Source organism: Kitasatospora sp. NPDC041917, assembly GCF_055589745.1.
In genome coordinates, this window is sequence record NZ_JBVJBI010000015.1 from 140,707 (window position 1) to 154,692 (window position 13,986).

Genomic DNA, 13,986 nt, shown 5'->3' on the forward strand with positions numbered 1-13,986 from the left:
GATGAACGGCGTCGAACGGTCGTCCCGCCCTCGGCGGGCCTCCGGCCTCCTGTGGGCGCTGCTGCCGGTGGCGGTGACGGCCGGCCTCTTCTGGTACGGCCGGGCGCACACACCCGACTACGCGAGCAGCCTCTTCGGCCGCCGATTCGACGACGCCAACCGGCTCAAGGCCCAGCTCGGCACCGCCCTGCTGGGCCTCGCGCTGGTCCAGCTCCTGCTGGCGCTCTGGATGTACGGCCGGCTGCCCGGCCTGCCCACCGCACCCCGGTCGGTCCGGACCGGGCACCGGCTGGTCGGCCTGGCCGCGTTCCTGCTGTCCCTCCCGATCGCCTCCCACTGCCTCGCGGCCTACGGCGTGCAACTGGGGGCACCTCGGATCGCCGTGCACTCGTTCGCCGGATGCTTCCTCTATGGCGCGTTCGTCGCCAAGGTCATCGTGGTCCGCCATCGCCGGCTGCCCGGCTGGGCCCTGCCCACGGCAGGCGGCGCCCTGCTCGTCCTGATCGCCCTGCTCTGGTACAGCGCCGCGCTCTGGCGCCTCAACGGCTACCACGTGCCGGGCCTGTGAGCCGTCCCCGGCGGCCCTTCTACCTCCGGACGCTGTTGGTGAAGTGAGTGATCGGGTGCGGCGAGTGGAGTCGGCCGTTGCGGGGTGGTCCGGTGTCGATGCGTGCGGGTGGGCCGGGCGGGGTTCCGGTGGAGACGGTGGGGTGGCGCGGGCGGCGTTCCCGAAGGGCGGCCCGGCACTCCGGATCGCCCCGCCGAGCACCGGCTCGGCGGGGCGAAATCATCAGGACCCGAATCACCGACAGCGTCCGGGATCCCGTCGGGCGCCGCCCGGGCCCTCGGACGTCCGGGCCCGGACTCCCGCGGGGGCTCAGGCCCCGCTGTGGCGGAGCATGTCCTCGCGCTCGACGACCTTGACCCGCTCGCGCTGCTCGGCCTCGCCGAGCGCGCGCTCGTGGGCGTCCAGCAGCTTCCAGCCCTCCCAGGTGGTGAAGCGGACGCCCTGGGCGCGCAGGTGCTCCTCGACGGCCGCCGGGTCCGGCTCGACGGCGCCGGGCAGGCGGTCGGCGGCGTGGTCGTCCAGCAGGCAGGCGACGGTCTCGTTGGCGTCGCCCTTGGTGTGGCCGATCAGGCCGACCGGGCCGCGCTTGATCCAGCCGGTGACGTACGTGGCGGTGCGGTGCGAGCCGTCGCCGTCCAGGACCCGTCCGGCCTGGTGCGGAACGGTGCCCGAGGCCGGGTCGAAGGGCAGCTTGGGCAGCTCGTCGGAGTAGTAGCCGACCGCGCGGTAGACCGACTGCACGTCCCAGTCGGTGAAGCCGCCGGTGCCGCGCACATTGCCGGTGCCGTCCAGTTCGGTGCGCTCGGTGCGCAGGCCGACCACCCGGCCGTCCTCGCCGAGCACCTCCACCGGGGACTCGAAGAAGTGCAGGTACACCCGGTGCGGGCGGTCGCCGACGTCGCGGATCGCCCAGTTCTCCAGCGTCGAGGCGACCAGGTCCACGTGCTTGACCGAGCGGCGCTCGGCGATCGAGCCCTCGTCGTACTCGATGTCCTCGGGGGCGACGATCACCTCGATCGTGGGGGAGTGGTCCAGCTCGCGCAGCTCCATCGGGCTGAACTTGGCCTGGGCGGGGCCGCGGCGGCCGAAGACGTGCACCTCGACGGCCCGGTTGCGCTTCAGGCCCTCGTACACGTTCGGCGGGATCTCGGTGGGCAGCAGCTCGTCGGCGGTCTTGGCGAGCACCCGGGCGACGTCCAGGGCGACGTTGCCGACGCCGAGGACGGCGACCTTCTCGGCTTCCAGCGGCCAGGTCCGGGGCACGTCCGGGTGGCCGTCGTACCAGGAGACGAAGTCGGCCGCGCCGTAGGAGCCGTCGAGGTGGATGCCGGGTATGTCCAGGGCGCGGTCGGCCGTCGCGCCGGTGGAGAACACCACGGCGTCGTAGAAGCGGTGCAGGTCGTCCAGAGCGAGGTCGTTCGGGTAGTCGACGTTGCCGAACAGCCGGACCTGGGGCTTGTCGAGCACCTGGTGCAGGGCGGTGACGATGCCCTTGATGCGCGGGTGGTCGGGCGCGACCCCGTAGCGGATCAGGCCGAACGGAGCGGGCATCCGCTCGAACAGGTCGATCGAGACACCGGGGTCCTGGGCGGCGTCGGACTTCAGCAGGGCGTCCGCGGCGTAGATGCCGGCGGGGCCGGCTCCGACGATCGCGACTCGGATCGGGCGGGGCATGACGAGTGGTCCTCCGGTCGGGCGCGATGCAACAAAGGTTAGCCGAACCTTTGTAGCAAACCCTACGGATGACCTGCGAAGTAGGCGGTGGTGATCTATGGGGCCATAGGCCCGGCCTATGCCCCGGGGTCGGCGGCCCGGGCAGCGGCGGCCTCGAAGAAGCGCAGCAGCTCCACCGGGAACGGCAGCACCAGTGTCGAGTTCCGCTCGGCCGCGACCTCGACCACGGTCTGGAGCAGCCGCAGCTGCATCGCCGCCGGGGTCTCGCTCATCCTGCTCGCCGCCTCGGCGAGCTTGGTGGCGGCCTGGAACTCGCCGTCGGCGGTGATGATCCGGGCCCGGCGCTCACGGTCCGCCTCGGCCTGGCGGGCCATCGAGCGCTTCATCGAGTCCGGCAGGCTGACGTCCTTGATCTCCACCCGGTCGATCTGCACGCCCCAGCCGGTGGCCGGGCTCTCCAGCATCACCTCCAGCCCCTGGTGGAGGTTCTCCCGGCCGGAGAGCAGGTCGTCCAGCTCGCTCTTGCCGATGACGGAGCGCAGCGAGGTCTGGGCGACCTGGAGCATGGCGAAGGAGTAGTTCTGGACGTCCACGGTGGCCCTGACCGGGTCCACCACCCGGAAGTACAGCACCGCGTCGACGCTCACCGAGACGTTGTCCTTGGTGATGCCCTCCTGCGCCGGAACCGGCATGGTGACGACCTGGACGTTGACCTTGCGCATCCGGTCCAGCACCGGCAGCAGCAGGCTCGGTCCCGGCTGGCGGACCTGCCCGCTCACCCGGCCGAGCCGGAACACCACACCGCGCTCGTACTGCTGGACCACCCGCACACCGGTCGCCAGCCAGAGCAGGAGCACCACGGCGACGATCACGACAACTGCCACGATTCCGGCCTCCCCCGTCGCGGCGCGGCCGGGCCGGGGACCGGAGTGGCCCCGTCGCCCGGTGCGAGCCGCGCTGGCCAGTATGCGCCCGGGCCGGGGCGGTGGACAGCGTCGTGCGCGGGTATTCCGACGGAGCGTCGGCGGGGCGGGTGCCGCGGGCCGAAGTGAGCCCTACCGGCAGGCTGTTCGGGCCGGTAGCGTCGCCGGGTGACCACGACGATCGACTCCGCGGCGGGCTCCGGCTGCGCCGGGCCGCCACTGCTGACGCGGGCACTGCTGCTGCGCTTCGTCTCCCTGCTCGGCACCTCCATCGGGTTCAACCTGCTGCTCTCCGCCGTGCCGCTGTACGCCCAGGAGTCCGGCGGCGAGCACGCGGCGGGCCTGGCCACCGGTGCGCTGATGCTGGCCACCGTGGTCGGCGAACTGGCCACCCCGTGGCTGACCACGCGCTTCGGCTACCGCCCGGTGCTGGCGGCCGGGTTGGTGCTGCTCGGCGCGCCCACGCCGGTCCTGGCGTGGACCGGGGGCATCGCGGCGGTGGTGACGGTCTGTCTGCTGCGCGGGCTCGGCTTCGCGGTCGCGCTGGTGGCGGGCGGGGCGCTGACCGCCGCGCTGATCCCGGCCGAACGGCGCGGGGAGGGACTCGCGCTGGTCGGCCTGGTCTCCGGGCTGCCCGCCCTGGCCTGCCTGCCGCTCGGCGTCTGGCTGGGCCAGCACCTCGGCTGGGGCTGGGTGTTCGCGATCGGGGCGGCGGCGCCGCTGGCCGCCGTCGCCTCCGTCCCGGCGCTGCCGGACCGCACCCGGGCCGGCGGGCCGACGGTGGGGGTGCGGGAGGGGCTGCGCAGCGGCGCGCTGCTGCGGCCGGCCGCGGTGTTCGGCGCGACGGCGCTGGCGGCCGGGATCCTGGTCACCTTCCTGCCGCTCGCCGTGCCGTCGGCCGCCGCCGTCACGGTGGCGCTGCTGGTCCAGCCCGGCGCCGCGACGCTGACCCGCTGGCTGGCCGGGCGGTACGGGGACCGCCGGGGCTCGGCCGGGCTGGTGCTGCCCGCGCTGCTGGTCTCGGCGGCCGGGGTGCTGCTGCTGGCCGCCACGGGCAGCCCGGTCGCGGTGGTGGCCGGGGCCGCGGTGTTCGGCGCGGGGTTCGGCGTCGCGCAGAACGCGACGCTGGCGCTGATGTACGCGCGGGTGCCGCCAGCCGGCTACGGCACGGTGACGGCGCTGTGGAACGTCGCGTACGACGGCGGGATGGGGATCGGGGCGGTCGCTTTCGGGGCGGTCGCTTTCGGGGCGGTCGCGGGCGGGACGGGCTACCCGTGGGCGTTCGTGCTCACGGCGGCGGTGATGCTCGCCGCGCTCGCCCCGGCCCGGTGGGACCGCCGCCGGGCCGGGGCGAGCACGGACGCCCGCCGCTGAGCGGCCCGGTCCGGTGGGACCGCCGCCGGGCCGGGGCGAGCACGGACGCCCGCCGCTGAGCGGCCCGGTCCGGGTCACTCCGGCAGCGCCCTGATCAGCGCGGCGACCCGGGCCCGCCCGGCGGCGTCGGGGTGCGCGTCGGTCGCGTGGCGCGTCGGTCGGGTGGCACCGGCTGGTCGACCGCACCTCGGCGGCAGCGGCCGGCCCCGGGCGCGGACCGACACGCACGGGGCCGTGCTGTTGCTCGACTTGCCGCAGGCCGGGCGCTTGGATGGATCCGGCCTGGTCAACACCCGGACGCGGCCGGACGGCCCCGGCAAGCCGAGGAGTCACCCCTGTGAACGACACCCCCGACCCCGCCGTCGTGGCCCGTCGGATCGCCGAACGGCGCGAGCAACTGGGCCTCGGCGAGGAGGCCCTGGCCCACCGGGCCTCGATGGCTCCCCGCTACCTGCGGTGCCTGCTGGAGGCCGGTCCCTCCTTCGACCCCGGGGGCTTCGTCCGGATCGCCGCCGCCCTCGACAGCACCCCCGAGGAGCTGGTGTCCGGCCGCGCCGACGCCCCGCCCGGCCAGGGCGGCCCGGGCCCGCGCCCCCGGCTGCTCGACCTCACCGAGCAGGAGTGCTGGCAGCTGGTCGGCGACCACGGCATCGGCCGGATCGCCCTGCCGGTCGAGCCGGGGCCGGTGGTGCTGCCGGTCAACTACGTGGTGGACCGGGGCTCCTTCGCCTACCGCACGGGCGAGCACGGCGCCGCCTCCCCGGAGGAGGGGGCCGCGGTCTCCTTCCAGGTCGACCACATCGACGAGTACCTCGGGCGCGGCTGGAGCGTGCTCGCCCTCGGCCCCGCGCACTACGTGGACGACCCCGCCGAACTGGAACGTCTGGCCGGCCTGCCCGGCGCGGCCCCCTGGGCGGGTGGGGACCGGCCGCGCTGGGTGCGGATCCGCCCGGAGGAGGTCAGCGGACGGCAGCTGGTCACGGGGTGACGCACCTGCCGTCCCGCCGGGCCCGGGAGCTCCGGCAGGAGGGCGGGCGACGGGCACCGGCACGGCCCGTGGACGGGTGTCCCGATGACTGGTAAGCAATCCGGTGGCGGCCGGGCCGTGCGGGCCGCCGTCCGGGACGTACCACCAGGAGAGCAGGGGCGATGCGCAGAATTCTGATCGTCGGCGCCGGGCAGGCCGGACTCCAACTGGCCCTGGGGCTTCAGGCCCACGGCTACGACGTGACGGTGCTGACCGACCGCGGCCCGGAGGAGGTGCGCGGCGGGCGGGTGATGTCCAGCCAGTGCATGTTCGACTCCGCGCTGCGCACCGAGCGCGCCCTCGGCCTCGACCTGTGGGCCGACCGGGCGCCCCGGATCGAGGGCCTCGGGGTGTCGGTCGCCGGCCCGGAGGCGGAGCGGGCGATCGACTGGGTCGCCCGGCTGGACGCCCGCGCGCAGTCCGTCGACCAGCGGCTGAAGATGTCCACCTGGCTGGAGCTGTTCGCCGGGCGCGGCGGCCGGGTGGAGCTGCGCCAGGTGACCGCGGCCGACCTGCAGAACCTGGCCGGCTCCTACGACCTGGTGCTGGTCGCCTCCGGAAAGGGCGCGCTGGCCTCGCTGTTCGAGCGCGACCACGCGCGCTCCCCGTACGAGCGGCCGCAGCGCGCGCTGGCCGCCAGCTATGTGCACGGGCTCGGGCCGCGCCCCGAGCACGACTACCAGGCGGTGCGCTGCAACCTGGTGCCCGGTGTCGGCGAGCTGTTCATGGTGCCCGCCCTGACCGAGGCCGGGCCCTGCGACATCATGATCTGGGAGGCCCGACCGGGCGGCCCGGCGGACGCCTTCGACGGGATCCGCGATCCGGCCGAACACCTGCGGGTGACCCTGGAGTTGATGAAGACCTTCACACCCTGGGAGTACGACCGCACCCGCTCCGGCGTCGAACTCACCGACGCGGGCGGCACCCTGGCCGGGCGCTTCACCCCGGCGGTGCGCCACCCGATCGGCGAACTGCCCGGCGGCGGTTCGGTGCTGGGCGTCGCGGACGTGGTCGTCCTCAACGACCCGATCGCCGGCCAGGGCTCCAACAACGCCGCCAAGTGCGCCGCCGTCTACCTGGAGGCGATCCTCGACCACGGCGACGGGCCCTTCGACCGGGCCTTTCAGCAGGAGGCCTTCGACAGGTTCTGGCACCTCGCCGCCCCCGCCACCACCTGGAGCAACGAACTGCTCGCCCCACCGCCCCCGCACGTCCTCCAGATCCTCGGCGCCGGGGGCCGGTCGCCCGCCGTGGCCCATCGGTTCGCCAACGCCTTCGACGAGCCGGCGGACCTGGAGGAGTGGTACTTCGACCCGGCCCGGGCGGGCTCCTACCTGGCCTCGGTCGCCGTCGGCGACTGAGCGGACGGCCGCGCGGACCACCGAAGGGTCAAGATCTTCCCAAGTCCCGGACAAGCGGGCACCGTTCGTGGTGGGTTCTTCTCGCCCCCGGACGGGGGTCCCGTCCGGCCCGTCACCCGGGCCCGGCGGGCGACGTGGACAACGGGAGAAGACCAGTGGCGGTCGACGGGGGCAACATGGCCCAGGCTGTGATCGATACGGCGTACAACGAACGCAAGCGGCTGCACACCGGCCGCAGCCGGACCGTCGCCGTGGTCGTCTTCGGCCTGCTGATCGCACTCGGCTTCTTCCTGGCCCTGGTGGTCGGGAAGGCGGACCCGGACACCCCGCCGACCTGCGACGGCCAGACCATGACCCGGCACAGCGAGTGCCGGATCTGGTCCAGCCGCGGCGGCGGGGGCACCTACTCCTACGACGAGATGATCGACCGTCGGGAGTCCGGCAACGGGGTGTGGCGGGTGATCGGCTTCGGCGGCGCGGGCGTGGCCGCCGTCCTGATGGTCGTCTCCATCGCCAAGCTCAACCCCAACCGCCCCTGGGGCGATCCGGTCGGCGCCGCGTGCCCGCGCTGCCGGGAGCTCAACCTGCGGGAGAAGCACACGGTGCACAGCGTCACCCGGGGCCGGACCACCCACCGCTACAGCGGCATCGTCACCCTCTGCACCCCGGCCTGCGGTTTCGCCACGATCCGCCAGCGCTGACCGGCGCCGCGGGGGCCCCAGGGCCGCAGGGTCCCCGAATAGGTCCTCCCGCTCCCACCGGCTACGCTCGGCCCCGTCGAACGAACGATGGGGTGGACCGAGTGGGCAGGTGGGAGCGGGCGCTGGACGCGGCCGGGGTGCGGGAGGCCGGCCTGCGGGCCGACTACGGCCGGCAGCGGCAGCAGATGGCCCGCTACCGGCGGGAGGCCGCGCTCGCCACCGAGCTGCTGCTGCCCGCGCGGATGGTCCCGCACGTGATCGCCGCCGCCGCCTTCATGCACCGCACCGACACCCTGCTCGACAGCGGCCCGCTCGCCGAACGCCGGGTGGCGTCCGCCCGCTGGCGGCAGCGGGTCACCGACGGCCTCGCCGCCGGCCGCACCGACGACCCCGAGCTGCGCCCGCTGCTGCACAGCGTCGCCGCCCACCCCGTCCTGCGGGACCGGGTGCTGGACTTCCTCGCCGCGACCGGGGCCGACCTGGACTTCACCGGATTCGCCACCGAGGAGGACTACCAGGCCTACGTGGACGGGTACTCGCTGCCCGGCTTCATGGTGGTCGCCGGCCTGATCGGCCCGGACGGCGACCAGGGCGGCTACCGCGCCGCCTGCCGCACCTTCATCGACGGCAGCCAGCGGCTCGACTTCGTCAACGACCTCGCCGAGGACCTCGCCGACGGCCGGCTGACCATCCCCGAAGAGACCCTGAAGGAGCACGGCGTCACCCGCGCCGACCTGGAGCGGGCCCGCGACCTGCCCGCCGTCCGGGCCCTGCTCGCCGCCCTGCTCGACCGCGCCGACCGCACCCTCGCCGACGGCAGGGCCGTCATCGACCGGGTGCCGCCCGCCCACCGGCCGATGGTCCGCTGCATCGTCGGCGTGGAGGAGCTCACCAGCGCCGCCGCCCGCGCCGACCTCGGCGCCCTGCTGCGCCGCTCGGCCGGTCCGGCCAAGCCCGCCGCGCTGCGCCTGCTGGCCCGTGAGTACCTCCGGGCCCGCCGCCTGCGCGGCTGACCGGTCGCCGGCCCGCGAATGCCTCCGGTCCCGGAGGTGCCGATCCGGTGTGTGCGGCCCCGGTGAGAGCCGTCGGAGCCGGTGTCCACAAACGGAACCTCCCTTTGTCGTAGGCGATCCGGCAGGTCGGTCGGCGCCCTGTCCCGGGTGGGGCGGCCTGGCTAGCATGAGCGCGCTCAGCAAGCAGGACCCAAAGACCCCAATCATTGGGAGGACCCCCATGAGCGCTGTGATGACCGACGTCCGCGACGCCGGCCTGCTGGACATCGACGAGGACGCCATCGTCTTCGAGGACGAGCTCGACGCCGATCTCACCCCCGTGGCCTGCCTCGCCGACCCGTGGGTGACCTACGTCCCGACCCGCTTCCCCTGTGAGTTCAACTCCTGATCCCTTCGGATCCCGAAGCACGGCGGACCACGGCGGACCGGGGAAGGACGGAACGATGAGCACACCGCCCGACCCCGGCTCCGCCGCGGTCCTGGGACAGGAGGAACTGCGGCGCCGGGTCGAGGAACTGGCCGCCCGGGCGCCCGGCCCGCACCGCCCGCTGCGCACCGACGGCCAGTGGTGGTACCTCCCGGACCCCCGGATGCCGGAGCTGGCCCACGGCTGGAAACTCCACCTGTCCGCCCGCCCGGAGGGCTTCGCGGCACTGCTGGACACCGTCCTTCCGATCCTGCTCGGCCGCGTCTGCGACGTGAAGTTCGCGGTGAGCGCCACGGCACTGTGGGAACTCAACAGTGGCCGGCACGGCGCGGCCGCCGTCGGCAAGGCCGTCACGGTCTACCCCCGGCCGGAGGAAGTCCGCGCCCTGGGAGTGGAGTTGGCGCAGGCACTCGCAGGCCGGGAAGGCCCCGCCGTGGTGAGCGACCGCCCCGTCCGGCCCGACGCCCCGGTGCACTACCGCTACGGGCCGTTCCGCGTCACCGACGACGAGGCGCAGGCCGGCATGGCGGGGCCGGACGGCTCGCTGTTCCCCGGGCTGGCCGAGGCCCGCTACCGTCGGCCGCCCTGGGCGGACGACCCCTTCGAGGCGGCCGACGCCCCCGCCCGCCCGGCGACCACCCGGGTCGGGGCCGGCCGCTACCGGATCACCGCCGGCATCACCCGGGCGCCCAGCGGCCACGTCTACCGCGCGGTCGAACTCGCCACCGGGCGCGAGGTGGTGGTCAAGCAGGCCCGGGCCTTCGTCGCCGAGGACGGCGCGGGCACCGACGCGCGCGGCCGGCTGCGGCACGAGCAGCGGGTGCTCGACGCGCTGGCCGGGATCCCCGGCGTGCCCGCACTGGTCGACTACTTCCGGCACGGCACCGACGAGTACCTGGTCAGTGCCGCCCGCGGCCGGATCGACCTGCGCCGCGAGGTGCTCACCGCCGGCCCGTACGACGCCGGTGCCGGGACAGCGGGTGGACGGGACTGGTGGACGCTGGCGCGCCGGCTGCTGCACGTGCTGGACGCGGTGCACGCCCGCGGCGTGGTGGTCTGCGACCTCAAGCCCGCCAACGTGGTGCTCGACCCGGACGGCCGGCCCGCGCTGGTCGACTTCGGCGTGAGCGCCCTGGCCGGCGACCGCCCCCCGGGCGCCACCGCCGGGTACGGCCTGCCGGGTGCCACCGGCGAGGACCCGACCGAGGACCACTACGCGCTGGGCGCCACCCTGCACCACGCCCTCACCGGCCTCGACCCGGTGGTGATCGACCAGGACCCGGCGACCAACCGCGACCGCACCCTCGCCTGCCTGCGCGCCGCCCTCCCGGAACCCGGGCACCCGGCGGTGGAACTGGTCGAGGACCTGCTGAGCTTCGACCCGGTACACCGCGCCGCCGCGGCGGCCCGGCTGCGGGAGGGACCCCGCCCGGTCCGACGCGGCGCCCCCGGCGGACGGGGCGGCGGCCGGCCGGCCGAGGCCCTCGACCACACCGTCACCACCTGCGTCCGGATGGCCCGCGAACTGGTCGCCGCCGACCCCGGCGCGGAGCGCCCCCGGACCCTGCTCTCGCTGTACGACGGCGCGGCCGGACTCGGCCTCGAACTGCTCCAGCACCCCGAGCGCCCGGACGCCCGGGCCGCCGCCGCCGAACTGGCCCGCTGGACGGCCGCCCACCCGGCCCTCGACCACCTCGACGGCTCGCTGTACCAGGGCCGTACGGGCGTCGACCTGTTCCTCGCCGAGGCGGCCGCCGCGCTGGGCACCGAGCCCCCGCGGCACCGCCGGTACGAGGGGACGGGCGTGGACCAGATCGGCGGCACCGCCGGCATCGGCACCGGGCACCTGCTGCTCGCCGCCCTCGGCCCGGCGGCCGGGGCACACCGCGCGGCGGCGGCCGACTGCGCCGCCGACCTGGCCGGCCGGCCGCTGGACGACCTCGGGGAGGAACCCAACCCCGGCACCGCGGCCCTGGCCGAGGGCTTCGCCCACGGCCGCGCGGGCGTCGCCCACTTCCTGCTCGCGATGCCCGACGAGGCGTCCGGGCACGCAGCCCGGAAGATCGTTGACGGACTCGCGGCCGACCTCCCGCGCATCGTCGCCGCCGCCCGCGCGCCCGGGGCGACCCGCCGCTACCTGTCCTGGTGCCGGGGCCTGGCCGGGCTCGGCACCCTGCTGGTCCAGGCGGGCCGGCGGGACGGCGACGACGCGCTGATCGCCCTGGCCGCCGAGGCGGCCGACACCTGCCGGACGCTCGCCCCGAGGACCGCGCAGGTGTTCCGCTGCTGCGGCCTCGCGGGCGTCGGGGACCTCTTCGTCGACCTCGCGGTGGCCACCGGCGAGGCCCGGCACTGGGCGGCCGCCGAGGAACTGGCGGCCCTGATCCTCACCCGGGCCGGCGGCCCGCCCGGCCGCCCGCTGCTGCCCGGCCGCCGGCCGGACACGGAGGCCCGGGCCTGGGCGGTCGGCACCCCCGGTGTCACCACCTTCCTGCGCCGCCTCGCCCGGCGCGGCGGCCCGGTGCCGGGACTGCTGCCGCCGCACTGACGGCCCCGGGCGGACGGAGGCCCACACGGACGTCACCCCGCCGGGCGCGATCCCCCACCTCGGCCAACACCCCTGCCGGGGGCGCCGGCCGGCCCGGGACCGTCGACACCACCGCGCTGTCGAACGGCCGAGGCGTGTCTCCTCGACGGGCCGAGCAGGTGTCCGTCCGGCCGGCGACGCCCCCGAGGGGATCGGGGCGCCGACTCCGGGAATCGTCGGGGTCGGGCCCCTGCCCAGGTCGTAGCCGCCCGGCCGAAGAGGTGCGACCTGGTGGGGAGAAGGGGTCGGACCTGAGTCCGACGATCCGCCGCGGGAACGCTGAGAGAGTTTCAACTACCGGACAAAAAACGGAAGTTGGAGACCACTTCCAGTGGAGATCGCGGAGGTTGCCATGCTGGGAACGTTGAGGGGCGGAGCCGACCGTGCGGGTGCGCGGCCCGCGACCGGGCGGCGCCGGGCGCCGGCCGGCCGAGCCGTCCGCGCGGCGGTGGTCGTGCTGGCGGGAGCGGGCCTGGTGGCCGGCGTGGTCCCGGCGGCGAACGCGCGGGACACCGTCGGCGCGGCCGCCGTCGGCGCGGCGGCGGACCCGGCACGGCGGGTCGACCGGGCGGCGCTGGACGCGGGCCTGCGAGCAGTGGTGGCGCCGGGCGGTGCCACCGCCGCGCTCGGCCGGGTGAGCGAGAACGGCCACACCCTTTGGAAGGGCGCGGCCGGAACCGCCGACCTCACCACCGGCGAGCCCGCCACGGCCCGCGACCGCTTCCGGATCGGCAGCGCCACCAAGACCTTCGTGGCGACCGTCGTCCTCCAACTCGTCGCGGAGCATCGGATCGGCCTGGCCGACCCGGTCGAGCAGCACCTGCCCGGCGTCCTGCACAACGGCGCCGGCATCAGCATCCGCCAACTGCTCAACCACACCGGCGGCATCTACAACTACACCTCGGACCCGGCCTTCGCCTACGACGACGAGGCTTCCTTCCGGACCTGGCTCAGCACCGACCGCTGGAAGTCACGGACGATGGCGGAGCTCGTCGCTGTCGCCGAGACCCACCCGGCGTACTTCCCGCCGGGAACGGACTGGCACTACTCCAACACCGACTACATCCTGCTCGGGATGCTCATCGAGAGGACCACCGGCCGCAGTTGGCAGCAGGAGGTCGACCGCCGGATCATCCGGCCCCTCGGCCTGGGCGAGACCACCATGCCGGAGAACGACCCCACCGTGCCCGGTCGCCACACCCACGGCTACGCCGCCCTGCCCGACGGCCCGGTGGACATCACGCTGTTCAACCCGACCATCGCCGGCCCGGCCGGCGCCGGCATCTCCACCACCGCCGACCTCGCCGCCTTCATGTCGGCCCTGCTCGGAGGACGGCTCCTCGGGCCCGCCGAACTCGCCGAGATGAAGCACACCACGGGCCTCGGACGCGGCGCCGACTACGGCCTCGGCCTGGAGCGCACACCCACCCCGTGCGGAGACTTCTGGGGCCACCGCGGCGACAGCCTCGGCTACAGCAGCATCATGCTGAGCGACGACACCGGGCGGCGCCAGGTCGTGCTCTCCCGCAACCCGTACGACTCCGCCGGACTGCCCTCCTCCGAGGCCGCCTTCACCCGCCTGGTGACCGCCGCGGCCTGCGCCGGCCGGACCGCCTAGGGTCCTTCGCCGGGAACCCGCTCACGGCACGACGCGAGCCGTCCGAGGATCCCGTCGGCGGTCCCGGCCAGGGCGAACGGGCAGGTCCTCGCGACCGCTCCGGGCGGCGGCGCCGGCCTGGCCGCCCGCGGGACGGGCGGGGCCCTCGTTCCGGCGGGCCGCACCGGCCGACGGGGCGGGGATCCGTGAGGACTGGGGTTCCGCTTGAGTGGAAACGGTATTGAGCCGACCTGGCGCGGGCTCCGGCCAAGGTGGCGGTGACCCGTACCGCCGCCCGCCGCCCGCCGCCTAGAGTCGCCGTCGGGCGGTGCGAAGCCCGGGTCCGAGCGACCCGCGGGCGGCGCATCCACGGGGGCCCGGCACATCCCGCAACATCTGATCGCAGGCCCGTCCTTCCGGTTCGACCGGCAGGCCTGCCAACGTGAGGGAGAACGCCATGTCCGACATCACCAAGTCCCGTGTCGAGAGCCTCGACCTTCAGGACCTCGACCTCAGCGAGCTGACCGTCACCTCGCTGCGCGACACCGTCGCGCTGCCCGAGAACGGCGCCTCCTGGGGCTCTTGTTCCTGCCAGGCCTCGTCCTCCTGCGCGCAGCCGCAGGACATGTAAGGAACGGCCCGAACCCGTCGGCCGGGCCCTTTGAGGCCGCGGCCACGGCGCCAGGAGGGACCCGGCGCGTCCACCGGACGCGCCGGGTTCGTCCCGCGTCCAC

General features: G+C 75.2%; 12 protein-coding genes. 10 read left to right on the top strand and 2 right to left on the bottom strand.

What is annotated here, in order from left to right; translation table 11 throughout:
• Position 1: 1 nt before the first annotated feature.
• The gene (locus ACZ6EM_RS20405) at positions 2-568 is read left to right on the top strand and encodes a DUF6529 family protein (RefSeq protein WP_465772917.1); all 567 of its coding nucleotides are present in this window, start codon (positions 2-4) and stop codon (positions 566-568) included.
• Between the two features lie 309 nt (positions 569-877).
• Here ACZ6EM_RS20405 and ACZ6EM_RS20410 read toward each other — a convergent pair whose 3' ends face one another.
• Positions 878-2,242, bottom strand: a complete 1,365-nt coding sequence (locus ACZ6EM_RS20410; protein WP_401054000.1) for an FAD-dependent oxidoreductase — start codon at positions 2,240-2,242, stop codon at positions 878-880.
• A 116-nt stretch (positions 2,243-2,358) separates the two neighbouring features.
• Entirely contained in the window at positions 2,359-3,126 is a 768-nt protein-coding gene (locus tag ACZ6EM_RS20415; RefSeq protein ID WP_401056046.1) for a slipin family protein, read from the bottom strand.
• A 207-nt stretch (positions 3,127-3,333) separates the two neighbouring features.
• Here ACZ6EM_RS20415 and ACZ6EM_RS20420 point away from each other — a divergent pair, with 207 nt between their 5' ends.
• The 9 genes from ACZ6EM_RS20420 (at position 3,334) to ACZ6EM_RS20460 (ending at position 13,883) form a co-directional block, all read left to right on the top strand.
• Entirely contained in the window at positions 3,334-4,539 is a 1,206-nt protein-coding gene (locus tag ACZ6EM_RS20420; RefSeq protein ID WP_465772918.1) for an MFS transporter, read from the top strand.
• A gap of 337 nt (positions 4,540-4,876) precedes the next feature.
• On the top strand, positions 4,877-5,527 hold the full coding sequence (locus ACZ6EM_RS20425; RefSeq protein WP_359907959.1) for a helix-turn-helix domain-containing protein: 651 nt from the start codon (positions 4,877-4,879) through the stop codon (positions 5,525-5,527).
• 161 nt (positions 5,528-5,688) lie between these two features.
• Positions 5,689-6,927 carry a styrene monooxygenase/indole monooxygenase family protein gene (locus ACZ6EM_RS20430; protein ID WP_465772919.1) on the top strand — a complete coding sequence of 413 codons (1,239 nt, stop codon included), beginning with the start codon at positions 5,689-5,691 and terminating at the stop codon, positions 6,925-6,927.
• Between the two features lie 176 nt (positions 6,928-7,103).
• The gene (locus ACZ6EM_RS20435) at positions 7,104-7,628 is read left to right on the top strand and encodes a hypothetical protein (RefSeq protein WP_380634641.1); all 525 of its coding nucleotides are present in this window, start codon (positions 7,104-7,106) and stop codon (positions 7,626-7,628) included.
• 101 nt (positions 7,629-7,729) lie between these two features.
• A complete protein-coding gene (locus tag ACZ6EM_RS20440) occupies positions 7,730-8,641 on the top strand; it encodes a phytoene/squalene synthase family protein (protein WP_465772920.1) in 912 nt (303 codons plus the stop codon).
• A gap of 220 nt (positions 8,642-8,861) precedes the next feature.
• On the top strand, positions 8,862-9,029 hold the full coding sequence (locus ACZ6EM_RS20445) for an SflA family class IV lanthipeptide (RefSeq protein WP_452179103.1): 168 nt from the start codon (positions 8,862-8,864) through the stop codon (positions 9,027-9,029).
• Between the two features lie 55 nt (positions 9,030-9,084).
• Complete coding sequence (gene lanL, locus ACZ6EM_RS20450) at positions 9,085-11,616, top strand: class IV lanthionine synthetase LanL (protein WP_465772921.1); 2,532 nt, start codon at positions 9,085-9,087, stop codon at positions 11,614-11,616.
• Between the two features lie 391 nt (positions 11,617-12,007).
• Entirely contained in the window at positions 12,008-13,273 is a 1,266-nt protein-coding gene (locus ACZ6EM_RS20455) for a serine hydrolase domain-containing protein (RefSeq protein WP_465772922.1), read from the top strand.
• Positions 13,274-13,709: 436 nt separating this feature from the next.
• On the top strand, positions 13,710-13,883 hold the full coding sequence (locus tag ACZ6EM_RS20460; RefSeq protein ID WP_401048851.1) for a thiazolylpeptide-type bacteriocin: 174 nt from the start codon (positions 13,710-13,712) through the stop codon (positions 13,881-13,883).
• Positions 13,884-13,986: the final 103 nt, after the last annotated feature.